Raw genomic sequence first — 20,739 nt, forward strand, 5'->3', positions numbered from 1 at the left:
AGTCAAGCCTGTGAGAGCTTTCTTGATTTCATTATCCATCATCGGCCTCATATTAATGGCACGTAATATTACGTGCCATTAATCAACATTGATTCCAATGATCGCGCTTGTCAATATATAGCACGTGATTTAGCGTGCATTTATGTGATGAGATGGTACGGACAGGACAGCTTCCTGATGACAACAAAGCCTGAGACAAAGCGCCGAGGCCGACCCGCTAAGCCAGAGGGCACTACTAAGCGGGGAAATCTCACCTTCAGGACACGGGATGCGCTCCGCCAAATGCTTGCTGCTGCCGCTGCTCAGTCAGGCAGGTCCATAAGCGAGGAAATCGAGAGGCGAGTGGAGAAATCGTTTGAGCCCGATGCTCTCGAAAGGAACCTTGGGATCGAGAATGCAAACGACCTTATAAAAGAGATCGGCCTCATAATCGTCTTCCAGCTCGCTGAGTCGGGTAAAGATTGGCAGAAGGATAGAGCCACTCGCGATGCAATACGGGCTCATATCAACAGCCTATTCGAATCCTTAGATGATGAAAGTGGACACGCTGCGAAGAAAGCCTCTCAGAAGCTGTATGAAGACAGAGTAGCTAATGCGTGGAAGTCTCCTTCCCAACACGAATCCTTTGCTCGTGAAAGTCCTTTTGAAGACGAAAGATAAATTACTATGATTCATCGTCGACTAGGGGACTGACGTGGCACATTGGCAGAATGGAACGGGAATACTGTCTGCACCTAGTATCGCTTGAGGGACAATGAAAACTAACGGACGTGCGATGCAGCTCACCCGGCAGATTGGGGAGCATCTTGTTGCTGCGGAACTCGGGCGCCGGGGCTACCTAGCCGCCCCATTTGCCGGAAATGTTCCGATGTTCGACCTCTTAGCGGCCGATGCACGCGGATATTCAATCCCTGTCCAGGTCAAAGCGATCAACGGAGGGTCATGGCAGTTCAGCGCCGACAAGTTTCTTGAGATCGTAACGGAGAATGGCACACAGGAAGTCAGGGGTAGGATTACATTGCTGAATCCCGAGCTTGTGTGCATTTTCGTTGTACTTAAGGGCCTTGGCAGGGACGAGTTTTATATCTTCCAGCTTCGTGATCTTCAGGACCATTGTGAGCTGGTTTACAAGCCGAGAGGCCCCGGCTCCAAAAACCCCACCTCGTTCCATTGTGCTGTCTCACCTAAGGAGTTCGAGCGGTTCCGCGATAATTGGGACCTGTTGGAGCGCGCTTTCGAGGCAATGCAGTCAACAGGCTCCCCTCTTCTATGGGACTGATTACGCAAACCGCTCGATAATGCGGTTCGCCTATTTCGCGTGCTCTATGCTACGGAGCGCCTAATAGCCGAGCCAGCCAGCTTCGACGCTTTTCGGCGGGAGGTGCCGCATCCGGAGTTTGTAAGTCTCTATCGAAGTTAGATGCGACGCCAGCTATTCCCATGGTCTTTAACTCTGCCTGTGAGGCATTACGGTAAGCGGCAATGCATTTGTCGATTTCGTCTAGCAAACGTTGCGCTACGTTCTCAGCGTAAACAGCACCTTGCTCCTTTGCAGACTTGGTCCCCTGCGTACGCATTGTCTCGGCAAAATGCTTCGCCACCATGGCATTGGAGATGACACCCCAATGGTCCCCGCTTTGTCGGGCCGCTTGACGTTTCCGGGCTATTTCGGAGGCATGCAACGAAGCGCGATCAATCTCAGCACCGCTATAGGATCTCAGGGCCGAGCATCCGACGCGCTTTACATCGTTGAAGGACATTCTCGCGATTTCGCTGACCGCCAGTATCGAAACGAAACCAAACTCGACTTGAGCCGATCGGTTCTTATCGAGATGGTCGAAAAGCTTATTGACGTCGCGCATGATAGTATCAAGCAACGACAGAGCTTTCTGCTCCTGCATCAGGCGGTTAATATCATTATCGTCAATCATCGACTTGCTCCCCAGAGCTTCTTTAACTGACAATAATTCAAAAAATTACTAACTTTAGCAGACTAGGTTCTGTAAGTTTACGGCTCGGTCAATGATGCGCCTCACCTGTGTTGCCTGCCAAACCTCAGCCCCACGCGGCGTCGGGAACTTGCCAGTCAGAATGTCGGCTAGGTCCTTGTAGGTCGTGATGCCCTTCGCCTGCCATTTCCTGATCTCGCCAATGATCGACTGCGCATAGGCATCAGCCTTTGCCTTTGCGCCATCGTGCATCCGCTTGGTCTGTTCTGGCGTCCCATTGTTGGGATTGCCGAGCCGCACTGGCTTCCCTGTTTTCGTCACGCCCCGCTGTTTCAGGGCGGCGAGCCCCGCAACGGTGCGCTCCTGGATGAAACGGGCTTCCTGCTCCGCCATCACGGCCATGATCTGGATAGTCATGCGGTTTGCATGGGGATTATCGCAAGCAACGAACTCAACGCCGCTGTCCATGAGCTGGCTGATGAACGCAACGTTGCGTGCCAGCCGATCTAGTTTGGCGATGCACAGGACGGCGTTCTCTTCTTTCGCCTTCGCAATGGCCTTGTGCAGCTCGATCCGGTTCTCGTGGCTCGTTCCGCTCTCACGTTCCACATAGGGCGGGGCCAGCAGCTGACCGCCAGCCTGCGCAATGTACCGTTCCACCGCCTCGCGTTGCGCATCGAGCCCGAGCGACTGCTTCTTCGTGCTGACCCTGAAATACGCAACGAACTTGCGAGACATCATGACCTCCCCAGTACGTTTACAACCTACATCGACCGATGATGATTGTAACTGACAGGAGTAAAGGCATCGTTAGATAACTTCTCCTGTGGACTCGGCATGGTTTCTCTTGCCAGATTGATTGAGCTACGGCCTCGCAGAATGAGGCGTCAAAGGGGGCTTCATGGAGCTGAGTGAGTTTGTCGAGGAGACGCTAGCGCAAATCCTCCAGGGCGTGAGGGCCGCACAGAAGCGCGAGGATGGCACCAACATCGCTGCGGAAGGCATGTATGGGAAGATAACGGACCACCTGCTCATCACTGGGGATGCCGCCTTCACTGTGGTTGATTTCGATGTCTCAGTCGTCGCTGAAACCAAGGGCGGCGGGAAAGGTGGCATCAAAGTGTGGGGAATCGAGGCCGGGGGCGGCATTGATCGGGCTGTGCAGAACACAAGCAAGGTCAAATTCGCCGTGCACCTCATGCTTCCCACAGGGGCAAAACAGCCCCCTGCCTCACCGCTCCCCGAACGAAATAAGGATTGGGTGGCATAGCGTAATGATCTGGGCGGCAATCGTCGTGATCGTTCTTGCGGGGTTCAGTTACCCGAGCGAGTTGGACCGGGCGACTGGGGCGAGCTGGTGGCCCTTCATCTTCTGGTGTGTCGTCGCCGTGGTGCTCGGTGTGTTCAACCGGCTCGCCTAGAGCCGGTCATAAACCAATAATCTTCCTATAAAGAGGGGCATATGAAAGTTTCACGTATAATTTGGGCAGTTGCCCTTTGCTTCGCTGCCGCAGTTGTGCAGCCGAGTAGCAGCAGAGCAGAAGACGAAGAAGAAGGCTTCGAAGTTGTGATTGGAAAGGACGCCAAAGCCTTTCATCTCCCACGCGGAAATAAGCGCGTTAAGATCGTTCCAGCGTTCGAAGACTACCTTTTTATGGTGGAAGACGTATGCAGTAGCCTCTCCATAAAAGGCGACGATTGCCTGATCTATACGATGAATGGTGAGGTATCCAACGCGCTTGCAGCTGTGATCGAAGGCAACAAGGTCATCATCTATGACCGGCGACTTTCTGGCCTCGTCGGGTCATATGAGGGCGCTATGGGCATCTTAGCTCACGAAGTTGCCCACCATTATTGCAGACATCATTTCGATGTTTCCAAGAACAACTGGCAGGCAGAGCTGGAGGCCGACCGTTTTGCCGGAGCCTCATTCAAGCGCATGAAATACCCTCTTGAAGCTGCGCTTGCCATGGCGGTCGTCCTCGATGAGAGGCCATCGACCTCGCATCCCCCTGCCGATCTACGGCGCAAGGCAATCGAAGCGGGATGGAATAAGCCTGAGACCGGAAAGATGTGCCGCTCAACCTGATAGCTCGCCTAGAGCCAGTGGTGCACCAATAGCGCGAAGCCAAGGGCAACGATCATGTTGCTCAGGTTCTTGGCATGCTGGCGCAACTCTGCCGCGTTGCGCCGGTCATAATCGTTGAGCCATTCAAAGAGCAGATCGTTCCGATATTCGATATAGACCCGCGTAGTCTCATGCTCGTCCTTGGCATGATCGAACCGATCCTTCCAATACAAGGCACGCTCGCGGGTTTTCTCCTCCCGGCGCTCCTCCAGCATCTTATCGTACTTGGGCGTCTTGGGAGGGCCGAACCCGAACATCAGCTTGCCTTTCCAAAGGGCCACCAGCCCCGGCGCGGTGCAGGAGCTCCCACAGGGGCAGGAAGGGCGAGGCGTTCAGCCTGCTTTGCCCAGCGGTCGCGGTCCTCGCGCAGCTCCTCAGCCCGTTGCTTCTCGTTCTCAAGGATCGTCTTTAAGGCGTTGATTTCAGACTCTAATTGCGCGTTGCGGACCCGCAGCTCATCCGTTGCAGGAGCTGGTGCGCCTTGTCCCACAGGGGGTGTTGCGGCCTGTTCCGCAACGTCCCGCGCAACATCGGAATCCGGTGCCTTGGGAGGATAGGCGCGGAACAGCTCAGCGGGGTCGATCTTAAAGTTGCGGTCATCATCCCGCTGGGCAGACATGCGCCCTGCCTGAATGGCACGAAAGATCGTAGACTTTGAAACGCCGGTCTGTTCCGCCGCTTCACGAAGGCTGAGAGTCGTCATTGCGTCCTGTCCCATGGCACACTTCATGGAACGTTGCAGAAGGAATGGTTAACGGACCATTGAGTGGAAGCTGGTTGAGCATTACCTTGGGCTCACGACACAAGGAGCCGCTTATGTCGATGGTCCGGGACGAAGAGGTTGTGCTGGAAGCGAAGGCATTGCTTCGTGAAACAATCGAGCGTTCTGGATGGTACCCGGTCATGGATGAGCGGGAGCGGCGGCAGCGCATCGAAACCGATGTTGAGCTGCACTGGCACCTAATGGCCTCTGACGCTCGCAGGCGGTTAGAGGCACGGATCAGCGGAATCCGATAAACAGAGCCTTCCTTGGCGCGAACAAGCCGTTCGTGTCAGAGTTCAGTGTCATGTTATATAGTTATATAGAGTATCTGCACATCATCATCACTGTTATTCTGTTTCTTCATCATCGCGACTGGTGGGGACGGACAAGAGGAGGGGGCTTCGGCCCCCTTTCCGCCCATGTGGGTACATGCGTCAATCCGCCGCGCCCAAAAACAGCCCCTAAAGGCCAGTCGAACGGGCTGGTTTGATAAATAGAAGGTAGGAGAAGCAAGCCCTACCTGTTCCGAGACGGTCGAGGAACTGAAGCATAAGAAGGGAGAATCCCCGATGTTGGAGTTCGCCTATACACTGATCGCCGCTGGATACATTCTGGCCGTTATCGCACACTTCATGCACTGATGACTGGGCGGGTAGGTAATACTACCCGCATCAGCATCTAACCTTTGTCATAACGATATGCTTGGGCTGTCCGGGGAGCTAGGTTCTCCGGGCGGCATGAACGGGGCCAACTCTGTCGCGTCCTGTCCCATGCAATGTTGCACGCCAAAGCGGGACGGTACATCTAACGCGGCAGGGATAGGGACTGAGCAATGACAGAGCTAACTGAAGAACAGATGCAACAAGCTGCAAGCTGGATGGTGCGATACCAAGAGACTTACGAGATGGTCGGTGAGTTTATGTGGCACTTCGCCATGCTGGAGGATGACTTAAACAATCTGGTCGAGCAGATGATGGGGCTTGAAACCATCAACGGAGCTATCCTCATCAATCACCTAGATATCGCCAAAAAGGTCAACCTTGCGATTTGTGGAATGCAGTTGCAGCCTATAAATCAACAGGCGGCAATTAAAGATTTGAACAAAATTTTCGGCATTAATGATGACAGAAAGATTGTTGCCCATTGCTTATTTGGGCCGACCAAAGAAGGTGGAGCGGTCGAGTTTCACAGGACGACTACAAACAAGAAGCTTAGTCTAGACTTGGTAGTTTGGACGAAGGACGACTTCAAAGCCAAATTTGAGAAGATGACTGCTTTACGCAAAAGTCTCGTAGACCTGACCAATACTGTCAAAATTGTTCAATCAGAGCTCTTCTCGACTTGGTTGGAAGGAAACCCTCCAGGCGGGAGCGTGCCCCTCAACGATTGACCCCCGGCAACTCGTTGCACTGAGGCGTGAGGGCGATTGATGCCCTCAGCCCTATGACGCCTCACAGGCCGGGGGAGAGCCCTAAAAATTTGAGATTCTTCAATAGCTTGGTTGAAGCTGGGGCAGAAGCCCAAAAGTTGTCCAAAACAAAAACCCGTTTTTGCCTGGATGAGCCCGGAAAAATTAGGAACTGCGCATCTTCGGTTTCTGTTCTCTCATTGAGCAACGACCACATGACGTGGTCGGCCGGGGGAGTCTGCAAGTTTTAGCGGGCTCGTAAAACTCCCCCGGCGCTCTCCACACAAACCCCGGAGAAAGCTCCATGAGTATGCGTAAGCGAAAACATAACATCTTTTCGTCTGGCAGGGAGCCAGAGAGAGAGACTCTCAAAGAAAGAAAGAGAGAAAGAGACTCTCGCAAAAGGAAGCGCAGGCTCGACGAAATGTTCCGGATTATCAACCGTTTTAGCCGGATTAATCCGTTAATAATCGTCGATCTGATTTTCGTCACGAGTGCGCTCCTTCATCAGGCTACTGGGTTTTCGGAGGAAATACGCCAATGGCGCAACCCACCGATCCAGCAGACTGAAGCGCCAGAAGCAGCCAAAGCCTAAGATCCAAGTTGGCAGGGCGCGGATCTTTTTTCGCGCCCTTGCTCCTCTGTGCTTGGAACGTTGGTTACCTCAAGCCAGGTCTTGGCTGTGCAGGTCAGGTTCAACGACTTCGTACTCGACGCCCCCGAGCCGGACGGGGCCACCGTCAGCTCCTGTGGTCTCGACGCGGGTCGAATAACCTCTGTGCTTCCCTTTCCTTTCGAGGAAGAAGCGGATCGCCTTCATGTCCCCCGCCTCAACGGCTCGGGCGAGATGGGCTTCTGCAGTATCTAGCAGGGCCTCGGTGGCTTCCTCTCGGACCGCCTCCAGCTCGGGATTGTTGGCGATGAAGCGGTAAAGGGTGCTGCGCTGGACGCTCAACACCACCGCCGCCTGAGCGATAAGGCCGCCCTGCTCCCGCAAAGCCTGCTCAACCCGCTGATATTTCAACTTTGGACCAGCCATGGTCAGATTCCGTTTCGAGGGTGAAAGGGGTGACCGGGAGAGGTGAGGACTAGGGAAAACCCGCCTCCCCCGGTCGGTGCAGGTGTGAGGGAGTCCCGTCGCCCACACCCGCTAGATGGCTACGCGGCATTGCGCTCAAGGATCGTTTCAACCGGCATTAGCGCATTGGGATCACGCTTCCAGAAACCCGGGACGTGAACCGTCCGGAAGATCGGCTGGCACGTTTGATAGCCCTCCACGAACTCGCCCAGCAGGGGATGAGCCACCAGCGGCGCGGCCCCTGCCGGCAGGTCGGCGTTTGCCTTCTCGACGGCCTTCGCAGCCTCGCATCCCTGCACCAGCAGCTGGCGCATCTCATTGCAGAGGGTGTTCCACCGGGCATCCAGATCAGCGCCCACAGTGGCCATTGCGGCCTTGGCTCGCTCGTATTGCTCCCGTTTCCGGGCCTGTTCCTCCCTGTTGCGTGCCGTCCCAAGCTCCGTTTCAAGCTGGGACAGCGCAACGTCCAGGCGCTCAATCTCGAACTCGAGATCCGCGCTCTGCATCCGGCGAGCTTTCGCCGTGTCGGGCTGCGTGAGCAGGTCCAGGGCTTCGGCCTCGATCCCAGCCCGTTCAGCGGCGAGGCGGTCCCGCTCGGCGCGAACATCAACGGTAAGGGCGACGATGCTGGCAGATGACACATCCGCCGCGAGGACACCAAGAATGCGGTCGTAAAGAGTGGACATTAGCGGGACTCCTTCCATGCGTTGGAAATGCGGTGCTCGTAGGCCTGTTGGGTGTTCTCCTGGCCCACAGGCGGGGTGTGCGGGGCTGGCTGCGGGAAGGTCGGTGGGTCCTGCCAAGCGGTGTTGAGGCGGCGCTCGTAGGTCTCATAACTGCGCTCAACCAGCAGCTCGTTGGCCTTGCGCTCGCCCTGAGCCTCAAGCCGGGCGATCTCGGCGTTCAGCTCGGCGAAGGTCTTGAGCTTCTTCGGCTGATTGTCGCGGAGCATCACACCGCCGCTGATGCGATAGCCGTTGCGCAATGTCCCATTGGCCTCACAAGCCTCTGTTTCAGGGACAGCGATGCCGTCTGATGCACGAATGAACGTTTTCATTGGATTGCCCCCTTCTTGGAGAGCCAGGGTTGCGGAATTTGGGGCTGGGTTTGAACGGTCGGGTATTGGTCCCGATTGGCCTTGAGCAGCAGGGCGCGAAACGCGAGCTTGCGGAGCCCCGTCTCGTTGATGAGCACCCGATTGAGGCGCCGACCGCCCAAGCGGTCATCGAGCATGGTGCAATCTTCGGGGTTCAGGACCGCAAAGTGCCGCTGGTAGGGGTTCAGCGACATTGAGTTGGCATCGACCAAGCCCAAAACTCGGCAGGCATCCGTTCCAACGTACCAGACGCTGCCCCGATAGAGGACGCCGCGCAGCTCGTCTTTGACTTCCTGGGCCCGCTGAATGGCTGCGGGATTGTTCGCAGCATCCCGATAGGCGACAAACTTCCCAGACAGACGCCCTCGACCCCTCCTGGGCACACCGCTCAATTCCTGAGTGCACATTGGCCCCTCTCATTGCAAAGCCCAGCAATCTGGTTGTCGTGGATGATCGCAATGAGCGAAGCGCCGACCGCTTTCGACAGGCTCGGGACGTTCGCCAGATCACACAGGCTCATCCGCTTTGCCTTCCCCATCGCAACCACCCGCAAATTCGGATGCTGGACACCAATCCAATCTTCGATTTCCTGGCCGATGTATTGCCCTGCTCGGATCTGCATCTTCAGGACAATGTGCGAAGTATTTCCGCGCTTTCGCCGCTTAAGTGCTGTGACCCTCACAGGATATCGACCATCTGGAAACCTTGAACCCATAACGCTCGCCAAATCGACTACGTCGGAGTCCCTGATACAAAATCGTATAAAACGATCAGATTGGCACTGTAAAATTTGCAATTACTTGATAATTTAATGTGCTATATTTGGGTATACTTGCAGGCAAGGAGCAATGTTTTTCCCACAGAGGAGGGCGAGTTGCGTTTTGCGGTCGATGTGTTGCGAGTCCTATCGCCTGACCATTACCCTTAACCGTCGCAAACAGGGGCTGCACAAGGGTTTCTGCCCTTCCCTGCCCAACACCTCATCAGGCGATACAACGCCATCACGGCTCAGCTTTAAGGGGGATCGAGGTGCAGGATTCAGCGCCCACAGGGGGAGTGTGGGGGCCGTCTGAACGTCGCCCCAATTTGCGTGTCGTTTCCCTTTAAATACGCATATAAAGGGAAACGACACGCAAATAACGAAGGGGCCGGATCGACAGCCCTAAGGGTCACAGGGGCGCATACTGCCCCTGTGGGAAATTGTCTCAGTGTCGGGTTGATTGCTGCCCAGACATTCGGGCCTGCAAAGCCTGTCGGGCTCGCAATTGCAGGGCGCTCAATGCGGGGGCTTCGATCTCAGGGACTTCGGCCACAGGGGGCGTTTGTTCACCGATAGGGGCTTTCCGCCCGACAACAACCCGCCCCGCCTCGTCCACGCCCACAGAGGCGGCAGGGGCGCCGGCAACGGGGGCTCGCGGGGCCCGGATCACATCGCAGAACGCGAGCTCATCCCCCTCGCAAAGACGCGTCTCCAACCAAGCGCGGGGATCCGGCACAACGGCGGGGTTGAAGTACGCCTTGCGGGTCTGTTGGCCTCGGCCTGTCGGGCGATACTCAACGATGCCCCAGGCTGCAGGGATTTCCGTGTCGTTTCCCTTTATAATCTCCCTAAAGGGTCTCGACACGGAAATCATGGCCCTGCTGCGCCAAGCGTTCACGGCGTCACGCGATGCCCAAACCTCGGGCCAGGCCTTCGCCATATCCGTTGCGCTTTGCAGGATCATCCCGTCAACGATCATCTCAACTTCGCGGCCAGCCGGGATGACAGCCGCAACGACTTCGTCAGATGCTTTCATTTCATCAACCTCTTGGCTTTCTTCATCATTCGGCTGTTTCCAGACTTTCAGCTCATCGACCGGAAACCCATCTAGCTGCACATCGGCCAGGATACGGATATCGAGCGGCTTGGAGGCGTCACGGTTGACGGCTCGGGCGCGACCAATGGCCTGCACCAGCTCGGCGTCACAGGTCAGGGTGCGCATGTCCTCCGCTGTGGGATCAGGGTGTTTCAGGTCAACTTCAAACGAGTACGCCGCGCCGTCCCGCGTTGTGACGAGCTTTTCCGTGGGGTCGTACCAAGTCCAATTGTTCTTCTTCACGCTCGCCGGCATCGGCATTACGCCGGTGAGCGCCCCTGCCATCAGCTCGACTTCCTCAGGTCCCGGCAGAACGCGGCCAAGGGTGATGAGCAGTCGGACGCCGCCGTAATCGTTGATGCCGGTCAAGTTGTTGAAGTGCTCGACAGCAATTTCCTTTGGCAGGTTCGCCTTGAGCCAGCTCGCAACCTCTTTCTGTGCAATGACCAGTGCGGACTTGCGCCCGACTGCGAGCCATTCTTGCAGGATGTAGCGACGAAGAGCTTGCAGGTTGCGCAAAATGGGGGCGTTTTCCCTCATCCGGTCAAACAGCTTCGTCTTGGCGACAGGAGCGCCCAAAACCTGCTCGATCCGCACATGCTCACGCGGCAACGCAACGTTGCGTAGATTGGCGACCTGCACCACTCCCTGTGGGAAGAAGGCGTTCAACACGCGCAACGGCGGCAACGTTGCGTCGAGCAGCAGCGTGTCAATCTCATGCCAAGCCGCGTCGATCTCGCGGAGCCCTTGCGTCTGAGCGACCCTAATGCGCCCCTGCTCGGTGCCCTGGAACTCAACGAACAGCCGACCGGACGCGGCCTCCGTGTCAGACTGTTCCAGCAGATGTTGCGCGGCACGCCACATGCGAGCCATCCGGCGCACAAACGTCGGCGGCCGCTTCACCCGCGCAATCTCGGCTTGACGCTCCTCGGCAGGCATGCCGGGGTAAAGCTGCGGCTGCTCGACCAAGGACCATTCATGTTTCACGGCGGCTTCGCGGCACTCCTCGACCGTGAGCCCCGCCGCAACGAGCCAGCGCTGTTCCACAGGAGCAAGGCGGTCGCTTCTCAGGCGTTCTGGTTCGGGCTGCATCCGTAACGCCTGGGCCATCTTGCCGCGAGTGGCAGTCAGCTGCGGCATGAACTCAACGGGAGCTTCCAACTCCTCGACCGTGAGCCCCTTGCCCTTGCGATCTTTGGGCAGGGTCAGGAGGCCGGATTGTGAGAACCCTTCGTCTATGATGAGCTTTGCGACCTGTCCGAACGCCTTGGGCTTGCGGAACAGGTACTCATGCGAGCCGATCCACACATCAGGGTCAGACTGCTTTTGTCGTTGGAAGCCGCACTGATCGAAGAACGGGCATCGAACCATTGTTCCATCGGGCCGCCGGTCCTCACAGCAGGAGGCTTCGACCGAAGTGCCAACGCTGTTCGCAGCTTTCACGGCGGGCAGGTCATCGCACATCTTCTTGCCGGGACGGTTCGGGTCGTCAGCCTCGCGCCCTCGGTAAACCTGCGCCTGCACCCCCAACGCAGCGAAGTCCTTAACGATCTGGTCACCGAGCTTGTGCAGGGGCACCAACAGGGCGATTTTGCGCTGGTCCCCTTGGTTTCGCAGCTGCCGCACATAGTCGACGATTTCATAGGTGGTCGTTCTAGTCTTGCCGACGCCGGTGGCGACGGCGATGGCCTGCACTAAGGTGAGCTGACGAGCTGACGGCACAGACCAACCTTGCGTCCAGACGATAGGCATGAGCTCCCGACCGCTGTTCTTAAAGAACGATTGGACGGCTTCCTTGATGAGCTGGCGAGCATGCAACAGCTCGATTTGTTCGACCGTGACGACGGCAGGAAGGCGCTTGATGCGCCCCTTGTCCCTCTGTGGGACCTTCTCAGCGGCGTCCTTGCCGAGCTTCTTGACCCAAACCCGCTCGATGTCCTTGCGCAGTGTCTCCGGGGTTGCAAAGCGGCTGACGCACCCTTGCCGATGCTGGAGGCAAAGCGCCTCAAAGTCATCGGGGGTCAACCCTTCTTCGACCGCGACGGCGACAGCCTCAAAGAACTGTTCCGACCGCTTCCCCTGTGGCACAAGGCGGGTGAGCAGCTGGACGACCTTTTCGCTACCCTTGCCCGACCGCCCCACAGGGAGGGCTGCGTCTGATAGTTTGCGCTCAACGACGGCGGGAAATCGGGTCGTTAGCTCGTCATGGGTCCAAACCCTACTGCCTTGCGAGGCGAGTTTGACCGGCTCGACGGCGAAGCGGCCGCGCTGTTGTTTCGTCTTGGTAGGGTAGTTGAGCGTTCCGGCGACACGATAGGGCTGTGTCACAACGCCTGTTGCGCTGTCCGCCCCTGTCGCCGCACGAATGGCCGCGCCAAGGGGCCTCGCCTGTTCTGCCGTCAACGCTTGGTCGAGGAACAACCAAGGCTGGAAATTACCGGGTGAAGTCTCGACAACGAGTGAAGGCTCAAAGTCGATGTGCCCCGCCTTGCCCTTGTCGGCATCGGAATCCACCACGAAGGCGAACACCCCGCGAGTGTAACTTAGATCGCCGCGCCTACCGGGTGGCGTGTTCTTCGCAATCGTGCGGGCTTCAACGTATACGTTGTATCCCTCTTGGGCGTACATGACCGCGGCTTCGGTCATGTTCTCAACGTCGCCAATTGCGAAAGCCTGTCGCCCCTGCTTGTTTTGATCTCTGTCAGCGAGGGCCGGATGAATAACGACGAGCGGCAGCATGCCGGGCTCATGGGCACCAGCGAGCGCCCGAGCGGCTGAGGTGTGAATTAGCTCAATGAAAGCACGAACAGTACCTACGTCAGCTTTTCCCTGTGGAGCTGCACCCCACGGGTTTGACAAATCTGTGCTAAGTCTTTGATCGCAGGTCCAGCGGTTTACAGCCTCTTGTGCGCCATGCCCTTGATCTTCCAGAGATAACTGAGGCTTCCTAAACCGAAGGTCGGAAGTTCGAGTCTTCCCGGGATCGCCAGTTTTTCCAGCGACAGCCTGCCTATCGTCCGACCCGCGCGACGGCGGCTTTCGCGTCGTCGAGGTCCGGCGCGTCGATGTGGCGGTAGCGGGCCTGGATGAGGCCGAAGAGGCCGAAGGCGAAGAGGCCGAGTGCCGTCAGCGCCAGGAGCACCCAGCCATAGGGCTGCTGCTGCAGGGCATCCAAGGCGCCGCCGAGGCCGCGCACCTCGGATGAGGAGGCGTGGTAAGCGGCAAGAACCAGGAAGCCGCCGATCATCAGGAAGACCACGCCGCGGGCGGCAAATCCCATGCGACCGATGGTGACGAACCAGTCCCGCTTGTCGGCCGGCAGGGAGAGGCGGTCCGCCACCCGTCCGCGCCAGGCCTTCACGATGAAGGCGAGGCCCACGCCGATCACCACGAGCCCGACGAGGCCCACCAGCCACCGGCCGAAGGGCTGGCTCATGAGCCAGGCCGTCCAGTCCTGCGCGCCCTGATCCTCCCCGCCGCCTCCCTGGCTGCGCCCGAGGGCGAGGTTCAGGGCGAAGATCGCCAGACCCGCATAGATGATGCCGCTGATCAGATGGGCTCCCCGGATGGCCCAGCCCTTCATGTCGGAGCCGCGATTGTCGGCATCGGTGAGGGCCTCCAGAACCCGCCAGGCGCAGAAGCCGAACAGACCGAGCGCAATCAGCACGAGCCAGACCTTGCCGAAGGGCTGGGAGAGAAGCGTCTGCAGGGCGCTGCGGCTGCCGCCGGTCTGCCCGCCGGACCCGATGGCCGCGAGAAGCGCTAGGGCGCCGACGAGGCCGTAGACTACGCCCCTTGCGCCATAGCCGAACCGGGCCAGGGTCTCGACGGGGTTTCGGCTGAGATTCGGCATGGGTGACGGCTCCACTCTGTCATGAGTGAACCGCCAAGCCTTCATTGATGTTCCGTGCGCTGAGACAGCACCCCATGCAAGCGGTTCAACGCCTGCCCAACTGGCGGCCCAGGGTCGACGCATCCTCGGCCAGGGGAGGCCCGGCGAGCAGGAGAAGCAGGAGCGCGAAGGGGAGGGCGAACAGGAATCCGGCCTGGCTGAAGCCGATGGCGCCGGTGACGCCGCCGATGAAGAAGGCGGCGAGCAGCAGGGCGAGCAGGCGCAGCTTGGGCCGGTCCGCCAGGACCCGGTCCGGATTGTCCGGGTTCCGGTTCCAGTAGAGGAGCTTGCCGAGCTCGATGCCGATGTCGGTGGCGATCCCTGTCACATGGGTGGTGCGCATGCGGGCGCCGGAGAGCTTGGTGACGGTCGCGTTCTGCAGGCCCATGATGAAGCACAGGAGCGGGACGGCGAGCGCCACGAAGGCCGGAGACGGATGGGCGATCCAGCCCAGAAGGCCGAAGGCCAGCAGCAGGAAGGCTTCCAGCATCAGCGGCATGGCATAGCGGCTGCCGAGATGGTGGCGGCGTCCCCAGTTGATCAGCATGGCCGAACAGGCCGCTCCCGCGATGAAGGGCAGGAAGGCCAGGAGCCCGAGACCCACAAGCTCGAGGGAGCCGAGGGCGATGTTGTCGGCCATGCTGGAGAGGATCCCCGACATGTGCGAGGTGTACTGGCCGACGGCCAGGAAGCCGCCGGCATTGATCGCGCCGGCCACGAAGGTGAGGGCCATGCCGAGCAGGGTATCGGCCGCGCCGGTCCGCTCATGGGCCACGATGGCCTTCACGGAACGGATGGTGAAGTCGCGGGGCTCCGGCTTGGTCGACTGAGCGCTCATGAGCGCAAGCTTAGCGCCATTTGCTTAAGAGGTTCAATGCATCACAGACTGCCCGAACAGCACTGTTCGGGCAGTCTGCATTGTCGATTACTGCGCGACGCTGGTGGAGGCGGAAGCGCGTCGCTCCATGGGCGGAATGCGGAAGGTCTTCATGATCTCGGCCTCGCCAATCGGCTCGGCGAGCGACGAGCCGCCGACGAAGACCTGGATCGCGCCCGCCTCGACCAGATAGGTGCCGTCATCGAGGTGGAAGCCGAGCGATTCCACGGGCACCCGCAGGGTCACGCGCTTCGTCTCGCCGGGCTTGAGGGCGATCTTCTCGAAGGCCTTCAACTCGCGCAAGGGTCGGCTGCGGCTCGCCACCGGGTCGCGGGTGTAGAGCTGCACGACCTCCTGGCCTTCCCGCGCGCCGGCGTTCTTCACGTTCACCGTCACTTCCAGCACCCCGCCCTGGTCGAGCTGCTTCTGCGCCATCGCGGCATCGGAATAGGAAAACTGCGTGTAGCTCAGGCCCCAGCCGAACGGGTAGAGCGGCGCGATCGCCTCGTCGATGTACTGCAGGGTGAAGCGGTTGTTCTCGAGCGTCGGCCGGCCGGTGGGCAGACGGTTGTAGTACAGCGGCAGCTGTCCGGTGGCGCGGGGCCAGGTGAGAGGGAGCTTGCCGCTGGGGCTCACGTCGCCGAACAGCACGTCGGCCACGGCAGGGCCTGCCTCCGTGCCGGGATACCAGGCCATGAGGATGGCCGGGATGCGCTCGGCCACAGGTCCCAGCACCTGCGGCCGTCCGCCCAGGAGGACGAGCGCGACCGGCTTGCCCGTTTTCGCAAGCTCTTCCAGCACCTCGATCTGCTTCCCGTTGAGGTCGAGACGGACCCGGGAGGCAGCCTCGCCGGAGAGTTCCTGCGGCTCGCCGAAGACGGCGATCACGACATCCGATTGCTTCGCGGCATCGAGGGCAGCCTGGAGCCCGCTAGTGTCGCGGCAGAACAGGTCGCAGGCCGGTGCATGGCGCACCGTGATGCCGGTGCCCTGCGCGCGACGGCGGATGCCCTCGAGAATCGTGACGCTGTCCTCCTTGTGACCGCGGGCGGCATGCGGCCCCATCTGGTCGTGCGGCGCATCGGCGAGCGGACCGATCACGGCGATGGAGCGGGCGCTGGCCGGCACCGGCAGCACGCCGCCGCGGTTCTGCAGCAGCACGAAGGTTTCGCGTGCGACCTCGCGCGCCATCTGGCGCGATTCCGCACTCGGGAAGATGGAATCGGAGCGGGACGGATCGATATCCGGGCGGTCGAACAGGCCCATGCGGAACTTGGTGCGCAGCACCCGACGCACCGACTCGTCGATCACGCTCTCCGGCACCCGGCCGGCGCGCACCTCGTCGGGCAGGTGCTTGATGTAGAGCAGTCCCATCATGTCCATGTCGACGCCGGCGAGGATCGCCTTGCGGGCGGCCTCCGCGCCGTCGGCCGCGATGCCGTGGTTGATCAGCTCGCCGATGCCGACCCAGTCGGAGGTGACGAAACCGTCGAAGCCCCATTGCCGGCGCAGCACGTCCGTCAGCAGCCAGGGATTGGCCGTCGAGGGCTCGCCGTTGAGCGCATTGAAGGCGGCCATGAAGCTGGCCGAGCCCGCCTCCACGGCGGCCCGGAAGGGCGGCAGGTAGGTGTCGTACATCTCCGCACGCGGGATGTAGGTGGTGTCGTAGTCGCGCCCGCCCTGGGGCGCGCCGTAGCCGGCGAAATGCTTCGTGGAGGCTGCAAGGCCTCCCTGGCGGAAGCCTTCCACACGGGCGGCCGTCAGGACGGAGCCGAGATAAGGATCTTCGCCGAAGCCCTCGACGATGCGGCCCCAGCGGCTGTCGCGGGACAGATCGGCCATGGGCGCGAAGGTCCAGTTCACGCCGACGTAAGCGGCTTCCCGGGCGCCCCATTCGGAGGCCAGGCGCGAGATGCGCGGGCTGAAGGCCGCGGCTTCGCCCAAGGGAAGCGGGAACTGGGTGCGGAAGCCGTGCAGCACGTCGAGGCCGAAGAGCGGCGGGATCTTGAGGCGGCTCTGGCGGGCCAGGGCCTGGGCGCGGGCCACGTCCTGGGCGCTGTTGAAGTTGAGCAGGGCGCCGGCCTTGCCCTCGGAGATGTCCTCCCAGCGCAGGGGCGGGCCGTGCGAGAACAGGTTCAGCTGGCCGACCTTCTCCTCCAGGGTCATCTGCCCGAGAAGCTCGTTGACGCGGCGCTCGATGGATTGCTCGGCGGTCTCCTGCGCTCTGGCCTGCGGGACGAGAGAGGCCGTCAAAACCACCGCGAGCGCCAGCTTGGCCAATCCTTGGACATCAGAAAGCCGCACAATCATCTCCTTTGTGGGACAGTAACACTTTATCGCGAGGCGACCGCGCTTGCCCTCGGTTCGTGCTACACAAGATAGCGGTTGGAAGTGGCGTCTGAGCGGCGCCGGGTCAATCCATATTTTCGGGAAGCTTGAGTGCCTGTGCTGCCTGCCCTGTTGAAGCTGTCACTGCTGGCCCTGTCCTGCGCCCTGATCCTGTCGGGTTTCGCGCTGGCCGGCGCTGCCTTCTTCAGGGATTCCACGCTGATTGCCGCGGCGGCGGGCCTGTTTCTGGTGCTGGCTGCCGGGGCTCCGCTGCTCATCGGGCGGCAGATCCGGCAGGCTCTCGGGGACAAGGACGTGGACGAACCTGACGAATTCTCCGTGTTCGAGGATGTCACGGCCGGCCAGATCCAAGAGCCCGCCGTCCCGTTCGCTTTCGCCGAGGATGCCTTTCCCGATACGGCGTCCGCATCGGACGAGGACGAGGCCCTGCGCCGCCTCCAGAAGGCGGAAGCCGTCGACCGGCTGCGCGACGGCATCACCCATGACCTCAACAACCGCCTCATGGTCATCAGCGCCAATATTGACGCTGCGGCCCGCCAGCTGAAGGAGCAGCCGATCCTGCAGCGCAAGCTGCTGTCGGCCCTCGTGGCCGCCGACCAGGCCGCCAAGCTGATCGCCAAGTCGACGGCCTTCGCCCGCCAGGGCGAGGCAAAGGTCCAGTACGTGAACATCGCCGAGCAGGTGAGCTCGGTGGCCGATCTGATGAGCCGTTCGCTGCGGCGCGATACCGTCGACATGCGGCTGTCGCTGGCAGACGATCTCTGGTCCGTGGAGGCCGATCCGGACGACATCCAGACGGCCATCGTGATGCTCAGCGGGCATGTGCGGGACGCCCTGCCTCAAGGAGGCACCATCGCGCTCGAGGCCTGCAATGTGCAGATAGAGAAGGGTGCGCTGCCGGACCTGACGCGAGAAGGGGATTTCGTGCAGCTGACGATCCGCAGCTCAGGACCCGATGACGGGCGCCGCGCCCCGGAGGCGGATCTCGAGCAGGCCTTCGTCCTGCGCAACCTCGATCTCTCGTCCTGGCTGTCCCTGCGGCAGAGCCTGCATTTCCTGGAGGGCCTCGGCGGCGCCTCGGAGGTGCGTCGGGACGAGAACGGCACCGCGATCATCCTCTATCTGCCCCGGGCCGATGCCGCGACCCTGCTGCCGCCGGGCCTGCCGAGCGAGGACGAGGCGCCTGAGGAGCCGGTGCCCAACCACACCGAGGTTCTCGTGGTGGACGACGAACTCGAAGTGGCGCTGGCTCTTCAGTCGAGCCTGGAGGAGTTCGGCTACGTGACCAGCATCGCCACCGATGCCGCGCAGGCGATCAGGTCCCTGAACACCCGCAGGCCTGCCCTGGTGCTGGCGGATATCGCCATGCCGGGCACGATGAACGGCGTGATGCTGGCGCGCGAAGTCCGGCAGATCGCACCGGCTCTGCCGGTTCTGCTGATCACGGGCAATCCCGGAGCAGTCGGCGAGGAGAGCGAATTCCCGCTGCTGCAGAAGCCCATCGTCAGCCGCGACCTGCACGCGGCGATCCAGCGACACCTGAACCCGCCGCGCGACAGCAAGGTGATCCCGCTCTTCCCGCGCACCTCCAGGCGCGCTCGTTGATCTAGAGCGCCAGTGCCGCCGCCGAGAGGGGAACCGTCGCCTCGCCGGCGGCTTCGGTCAGCGCCGCGAACAGCCTCTGGTGCGGCTTCTTCCAGACCAGCAGCTCAGGGTGCCATTGAACGCCGAGCAGAAACGGCGCGCTCCGGCTCTCGACGGCCTGCACGATGCCGCTCTCGTCACGGGCCGCGATGCTCAGGCCCTGCCCGAGCCGGTCCACGGACTGATGGTGCAGGGCATTCACGAGACAGGGGTTGCAGCGCAGGATCCGGTCCAGGCGCGATCCCTTCTCGACGGACACCGTCTTGCGCGGCAGAACCGTTCGCATCTTCGGCGCCTGCACATAGACCTCATAGATATCGGTGTGCAGGGTGCCGCCCAGCGCCACGTTGATCATCTGCGATCCGCGGCAGATGCCGAGCACCGGCAATTGGGCCGGAAGAGCCGCCTTGAGAAGGCCGAGTTCCAGCTTGTCGCGCTCGGGATCGATGCGCACGTCGGGCAGAACGCTGCCGCCATAGATCTCCGCGCCGATGTCGTCGCCGCCGCCGATGACGAGGCCGTGGAGCGGCTCCGTCGGCAGGGAATCGCCCGGCACGAGCCGTATGGAGCGTGCGCCCGCGCGATACAGCGCCAGCCGGTGCATGAGGTAGCTGCGCCATCCGCCTCGGCGAGACGTGGTGACGCCGATCAGAGGTCTGGTCATGAGCGTACGACCTGCTCCATCACGTTGGCCCAGCTTTTGTCCTCGCCCTCGAAGGCGAGATAAGCCGAGCCGACCGCATCCAGCTTCTCGCGATCGGCAGCCAGGCGCTCCACGCAGACCCAACGGTTCCAGTCCGGCGCGATGCTCCAGCCTGGATCGCTCACCCGCGCGTCGGGCAGACGATAATGAAACGTGGGGCGGCCGTTGATCTTCTCGTTCGGCAGCACGGCCCGCACGCGCTTCGCATCGAGATGGTGCAGGAGCGGCAGAAGATCGAGGTCGCGGTTCCGCGTCGGGTTGTGGCTCAAGTAATCGTCGATGAAGGTCGCGATATCCGGCTGGTAATCCGGCTGGACGATCCTGCGCACATATTCGGCCGGGAAGGGGTCGGCGAAGCCGAGAAGGTTGCGGGTGGTGTCCGGGGAAGCCTCGCGCCGGAGCCATGGGTTGAGCAGCACGAAGCTCTTCATGAAGGCCGTGAGGGTGGACGCGTCCTGGCGTGGGATCTCCGGGTTGAAATGCAGCCCGAAGGCATAGAAGGGCGCATCCTGTGTGCCCTTGGCGCCGAGCCTGCGCAGGATCGTCAGGATGCGGTTCAGCTCTTCGAGCCGGTCGATGGGCGTCGGGGCGGTGACGAGTTCGCAGGGCACGAGATAGCTTGCGGCAAAGCCGAAGAGAGCCGCGATCTTGGGCAGCACGCCGCGCTGCGTGCCGGCCTGCTTGCCCGGGTGCAGGATCCGGCTGTCGAGTTCCACGGTCAGATCGCCGATGGCCGATTCCTTCAGGGCGAAGGCATGCGGGTCTTCCTCGATGAGCCGGCCCCCCAGCGCCTCCTGCAGGGCTTGGACTGTCTTCTCGGCCGAAGGGCCGACGAACTCGATCTCGACCCCGACCGTGCGCACCTCGCCCCGCTCATTGTGCAGGACCGGCGGCAGGACGAAGTCGATTGCGGTGGAGAGCGCCGGCTGCGCCATGAAGAACTCCGGGAAACCAACACGAAAACGTGAGCAAGGAGGTGAACGGACGCGCTGGAGC

General features: G+C 60.7%; 22 protein-coding genes and 1 pseudogene. 9 read left to right on the forward strand and 14 right to left on the reverse strand.

Annotated features, from left to right (window positions below):
• The first annotated feature begins 282 nt into the window (after positions 1-282).
• Both MA07_RS24440 and MA07_RS24445 read left to right on the forward strand, forming a co-directional pair.
• Positions 283-660 carry a hypothetical protein gene (locus MA07_RS24440; protein WP_036358262.1) on the forward strand — a complete coding sequence of 126 codons (378 nt, stop codon included), beginning with the start codon at positions 283-285 and terminating at the stop codon, positions 658-660.
• A 115-nt stretch (positions 661-775) separates the two neighbouring features.
• Positions 776-1,279 carry a hypothetical protein gene (locus tag MA07_RS24445; RefSeq protein WP_036358267.1) on the forward strand — a complete coding sequence of 168 codons (504 nt, stop codon included), beginning with the start codon at positions 776-778 and terminating at the stop codon, positions 1,277-1,279.
• A 49-nt stretch (positions 1,280-1,328) separates the two neighbouring features.
• Here the strand turns inward: MA07_RS24445 and MA07_RS24450 are convergent, their stop codons facing one another.
• Entirely contained in the window at positions 1,329-1,931 is a 603-nt protein-coding gene (locus MA07_RS24450) for a hypothetical protein (protein ID WP_036358270.1), read from the reverse strand.
• Positions 1,932-1,985: 54 nt separating this feature from the next.
• The gene (locus MA07_RS24455; RefSeq protein ID WP_052003501.1) at positions 1,986-2,687 is read right to left on the reverse strand and encodes a recombinase family protein; all 702 of its coding nucleotides are present in this window, start codon (positions 2,685-2,687) and stop codon (positions 1,986-1,988) included.
• Between the two features lie 163 nt (positions 2,688-2,850).
• Between MA07_RS24455 and MA07_RS24460 the strand changes: the two genes are divergently transcribed.
• Genes MA07_RS24460 through MA07_RS29805 form a run of 3 tightly spaced genes read left to right on the forward strand, consistent with a single transcriptional unit; the run spans position 2,851 to position 4,038 of the window.
• Positions 2,851-3,219, forward strand: coding sequence for a trypco2 family protein (locus tag MA07_RS24460; RefSeq protein ID WP_036358275.1), 369 nt, complete (start codon positions 2,851-2,853; stop codon positions 3,217-3,219).
• 4 nt (positions 3,220-3,223) lie between these two features.
• Entirely contained in the window at positions 3,224-3,370 is a 147-nt protein-coding gene (locus MA07_RS30305; protein ID WP_160195494.1) for a hypothetical protein, read from the forward strand.
• Between the two features lie 41 nt (positions 3,371-3,411).
• Positions 3,412-4,038 carry a M48 family metalloprotease gene (locus tag MA07_RS29805; RefSeq protein WP_152569010.1) on the forward strand — a complete coding sequence of 209 codons (627 nt, stop codon included), beginning with the start codon at positions 3,412-3,414 and terminating at the stop codon, positions 4,036-4,038.
• A gap of 8 nt (positions 4,039-4,046) precedes the next feature.
• Here MA07_RS29805 and MA07_RS24470 read toward each other — a convergent pair whose 3' ends face one another.
• Entirely contained in the window at positions 4,047-4,334 is a 288-nt protein-coding gene (locus MA07_RS24470; RefSeq protein WP_036358280.1) for a hypothetical protein, read from the reverse strand.
• A complete protein-coding gene (locus MA07_RS24475; RefSeq protein WP_052003502.1) occupies positions 4,334-4,795 on the reverse strand; it encodes an excisionase family DNA-binding protein in 462 nt (153 codons plus the stop codon). Before MA07_RS24475 ends, MA07_RS24470 begins: the two co-directional genes overlap by 1 nt.
• A gap of 98 nt (positions 4,796-4,893) precedes the next feature.
• On the opposite strand from MA07_RS24475, the gene MA07_RS24480 reads away from it, so the two are divergent.
• The 3 genes from MA07_RS24480 to MA07_RS29810 all read left to right on the forward strand — a co-directional run bounded on the left by MA07_RS24480 (position 4,894) and on the right by MA07_RS29810 (position 6,843).
• Entirely contained in the window at positions 4,894-5,094 is a 201-nt protein-coding gene (locus tag MA07_RS24480; protein WP_036358284.1) for a hypothetical protein, read from the forward strand.
• Positions 5,095-5,672: 578 nt separating this feature from the next.
• Complete coding sequence (locus MA07_RS24485; protein ID WP_036358286.1) at positions 5,673-6,230, forward strand: hypothetical protein; 558 nt, start codon at positions 5,673-5,675, stop codon at positions 6,228-6,230.
• A gap of 322 nt (positions 6,231-6,552) precedes the next feature.
• A complete protein-coding gene (locus MA07_RS29810; RefSeq protein WP_152569012.1) occupies positions 6,553-6,843 on the forward strand; it encodes a hypothetical protein in 291 nt (96 codons plus the stop codon).
• 69 nt (positions 6,844-6,912) lie between these two features.
• On the opposite strand, the gene MA07_RS24490 is transcribed toward MA07_RS29810, so the two are convergent.
• The 8 genes and pseudogenes from MA07_RS24490 to MA07_RS24530 all read right to left on the reverse strand — a co-directional run bounded on the left by MA07_RS24490 (position 6,913) and on the right by MA07_RS24530 (position 17,351).
• On the reverse strand, positions 6,913-7,287 hold the full coding sequence (locus MA07_RS24490) for a helix-turn-helix domain-containing protein (protein ID WP_036358289.1): 375 nt from the start codon (positions 7,285-7,287) through the stop codon (positions 6,913-6,915).
• A 119-nt stretch (positions 7,288-7,406) separates the two neighbouring features.
• A complete protein-coding gene (locus MA07_RS24495) occupies positions 7,407-8,012 on the reverse strand; it encodes a hypothetical protein (RefSeq protein ID WP_036358292.1) in 606 nt (201 codons plus the stop codon).
• A complete protein-coding gene (locus tag MA07_RS24500) occupies positions 8,012-8,383 on the reverse strand; it encodes a hypothetical protein (protein WP_152569013.1) in 372 nt (123 codons plus the stop codon). Before MA07_RS24500 ends, MA07_RS24495 begins: the two co-directional genes overlap by 1 nt.
• Positions 8,380-8,829, reverse strand: coding sequence for a hypothetical protein (locus tag MA07_RS24505; protein ID WP_036358296.1), 450 nt, complete (start codon positions 8,827-8,829; stop codon positions 8,380-8,382). The genes MA07_RS24500 and MA07_RS24505 overlap by 4 nt, the downstream gene beginning before the upstream one ends.
• A gap of 798 nt (positions 8,830-9,627) precedes the next feature.
• Entirely contained in the window at positions 9,628-13,017 is a 3,390-nt protein-coding gene (locus MA07_RS24515) for a DNA-primase RepB domain-containing protein (RefSeq protein ID WP_036358302.1), read from the reverse strand.
• A gap of 271 nt (positions 13,018-13,288) precedes the next feature.
• Positions 13,289-14,131, reverse strand: a complete 843-nt coding sequence (locus MA07_RS24520) for a DUF1206 domain-containing protein (protein WP_036358306.1) — start codon at positions 14,129-14,131, stop codon at positions 13,289-13,291.
• Between the two features lie 121 nt (positions 14,132-14,252).
• Positions 14,253-14,897: pseudogene (locus tag MA07_RS24525) on the reverse strand (YoaK family protein); the annotation flags it as partial.
• Between the two features lie 198 nt (positions 14,898-15,095).
• Positions 15,096-17,351, reverse strand: coding sequence for a glycoside hydrolase family 3 N-terminal domain-containing protein (locus tag MA07_RS24530; RefSeq protein ID WP_052003504.1), 2,256 nt, complete (start codon positions 17,349-17,351; stop codon positions 15,096-15,098).
• Between the two features lie 135 nt (positions 17,352-17,486).
• Between MA07_RS24530 and MA07_RS28170 the strand changes: the two genes are divergently transcribed.
• Positions 17,487-19,001: a response regulator gene (locus MA07_RS28170; RefSeq protein ID WP_152569014.1), complete on the forward strand. Its 1,515-nt coding sequence runs from the start codon at positions 17,487-17,489 to the stop codon at positions 18,999-19,001.
• A gap of 1 nt (position 19,002) precedes the next feature.
• On the opposite strand, the gene MA07_RS24545 is transcribed toward MA07_RS28170, so the two are convergent.
• Together MA07_RS24545 and MA07_RS24550 are read right to left on the reverse strand one after the other, a co-directional pair.
• Complete coding sequence (locus tag MA07_RS24545; RefSeq protein WP_036358318.1) at positions 19,003-19,704, reverse strand: gamma-glutamyl-gamma-aminobutyrate hydrolase family protein; 702 nt, start codon at positions 19,702-19,704, stop codon at positions 19,003-19,005.
• Positions 19,701-20,678: an amidoligase family protein gene (locus MA07_RS24550; protein ID WP_036358322.1), complete on the reverse strand. Its 978-nt coding sequence runs from the start codon at positions 20,676-20,678 to the stop codon at positions 19,701-19,703. Before MA07_RS24550 ends, MA07_RS24545 begins: the two co-directional genes overlap by 4 nt.
• Positions 20,679-20,739 lie beyond the last annotated feature (61 nt).

It is taken from the genome of Microvirga sp. BSC39 (assembly GCF_000739015.1).
Classification (GTDB): domain Bacteria; phylum Pseudomonadota; class Alphaproteobacteria; order Rhizobiales; family Beijerinckiaceae; genus Microvirga.

Excerpts from the sequence above, each read along its gene's own strand:
- MA07_RS24440 (WP_036358262.1), top strand. The coding sequence starts at position 283 with ATGCTTGCTGCTGCCGCTGCTCAGTCAGGCAGGTCCATAAGCGAGGAA.
- MA07_RS24445 (WP_036358267.1), top strand. The coding sequence starts at position 776 with ATGCAGCTCACCCGGCAGATTGGGGAGCATCTTGTTGCTGCGGAACTC.
- MA07_RS24450 (WP_036358270.1), bottom strand. The coding sequence starts at position 1,931 with ATGATTGACGATAATGATATTAACCGCCTGATGCAGGAGCAGAAAGCT.
- MA07_RS24455 (WP_052003501.1), bottom strand. The coding sequence starts at position 2,687 with ATGTCTCGCAAGTTCGTTGCGTATTTCAGGGTCAGCACGAAGAAGCAG.
- MA07_RS24460 (WP_036358275.1), top strand. The coding sequence starts at position 2,851 with ATGGAGCTGAGTGAGTTTGTCGAGGAGACGCTAGCGCAAATCCTCCAG.
- MA07_RS30305 (WP_160195494.1), top strand. The coding sequence starts at position 3,224 with ATGATCTGGGCGGCAATCGTCGTGATCGTTCTTGCGGGGTTCAGTTAC.
- MA07_RS29805 (WP_152569010.1), top strand. The coding sequence starts at position 3,412 with ATGAAAGTTTCACGTATAATTTGGGCAGTTGCCCTTTGCTTCGCTGCC.
- MA07_RS24470 (WP_036358280.1), bottom strand. The coding sequence starts at position 4,334 with ATGTTCGGGTTCGGCCCTCCCAAGACGCCCAAGTACGATAAGATGCTG.
- MA07_RS24475 (WP_052003502.1), bottom strand. The coding sequence starts at position 4,795 with ATGGGACAGGACGCAATGACGACTCTCAGCCTTCGTGAAGCGGCGGAA.
- MA07_RS24480 (WP_036358284.1), top strand. The coding sequence starts at position 4,894 with ATGTCGATGGTCCGGGACGAAGAGGTTGTGCTGGAAGCGAAGGCATTG.
- MA07_RS24485 (WP_036358286.1), top strand. The coding sequence starts at position 5,673 with ATGACAGAGCTAACTGAAGAACAGATGCAACAAGCTGCAAGCTGGATG.
- MA07_RS29810 (WP_152569012.1), top strand. The coding sequence starts at position 6,553 with ATGAGTATGCGTAAGCGAAAACATAACATCTTTTCGTCTGGCAGGGAG.
- MA07_RS24490 (WP_036358289.1), bottom strand. The coding sequence starts at position 7,287 with ATGGCTGGTCCAAAGTTGAAATATCAGCGGGTTGAGCAGGCTTTGCGG.
- MA07_RS24495 (WP_036358292.1), bottom strand. The coding sequence starts at position 8,012 with ATGTCCACTCTTTACGACCGCATTCTTGGTGTCCTCGCGGCGGATGTG.
- MA07_RS24500 (WP_152569013.1), bottom strand. The coding sequence starts at position 8,383 with ATGAAAACGTTCATTCGTGCATCAGACGGCATCGCTGTCCCTGAAACA.
- MA07_RS24505 (WP_036358296.1), bottom strand. The coding sequence starts at position 8,829 with ATGTGCACTCAGGAATTGAGCGGTGTGCCCAGGAGGGGTCGAGGGCGT.
- MA07_RS24515 (WP_036358302.1), bottom strand. The coding sequence starts at position 13,017 with ATGCTGCCGCTCGTCGTTATTCATCCGGCCCTCGCTGACAGAGATCAA.
- MA07_RS24520 (WP_036358306.1), bottom strand. The coding sequence starts at position 14,131 with ATGCCGAATCTCAGCCGAAACCCCGTCGAGACCCTGGCCCGGTTCGGC.
- MA07_RS24545 (WP_036358318.1), bottom strand. The coding sequence starts at position 19,704 with ATGACCAGACCTCTGATCGGCGTCACCACGTCTCGCCGAGGCGGATGG.
- MA07_RS24550 (WP_036358322.1), bottom strand. The coding sequence starts at position 20,678 with ATGGCGCAGCCGGCGCTCTCCACCGCAATCGACTTCGTCCTGCCGCCG.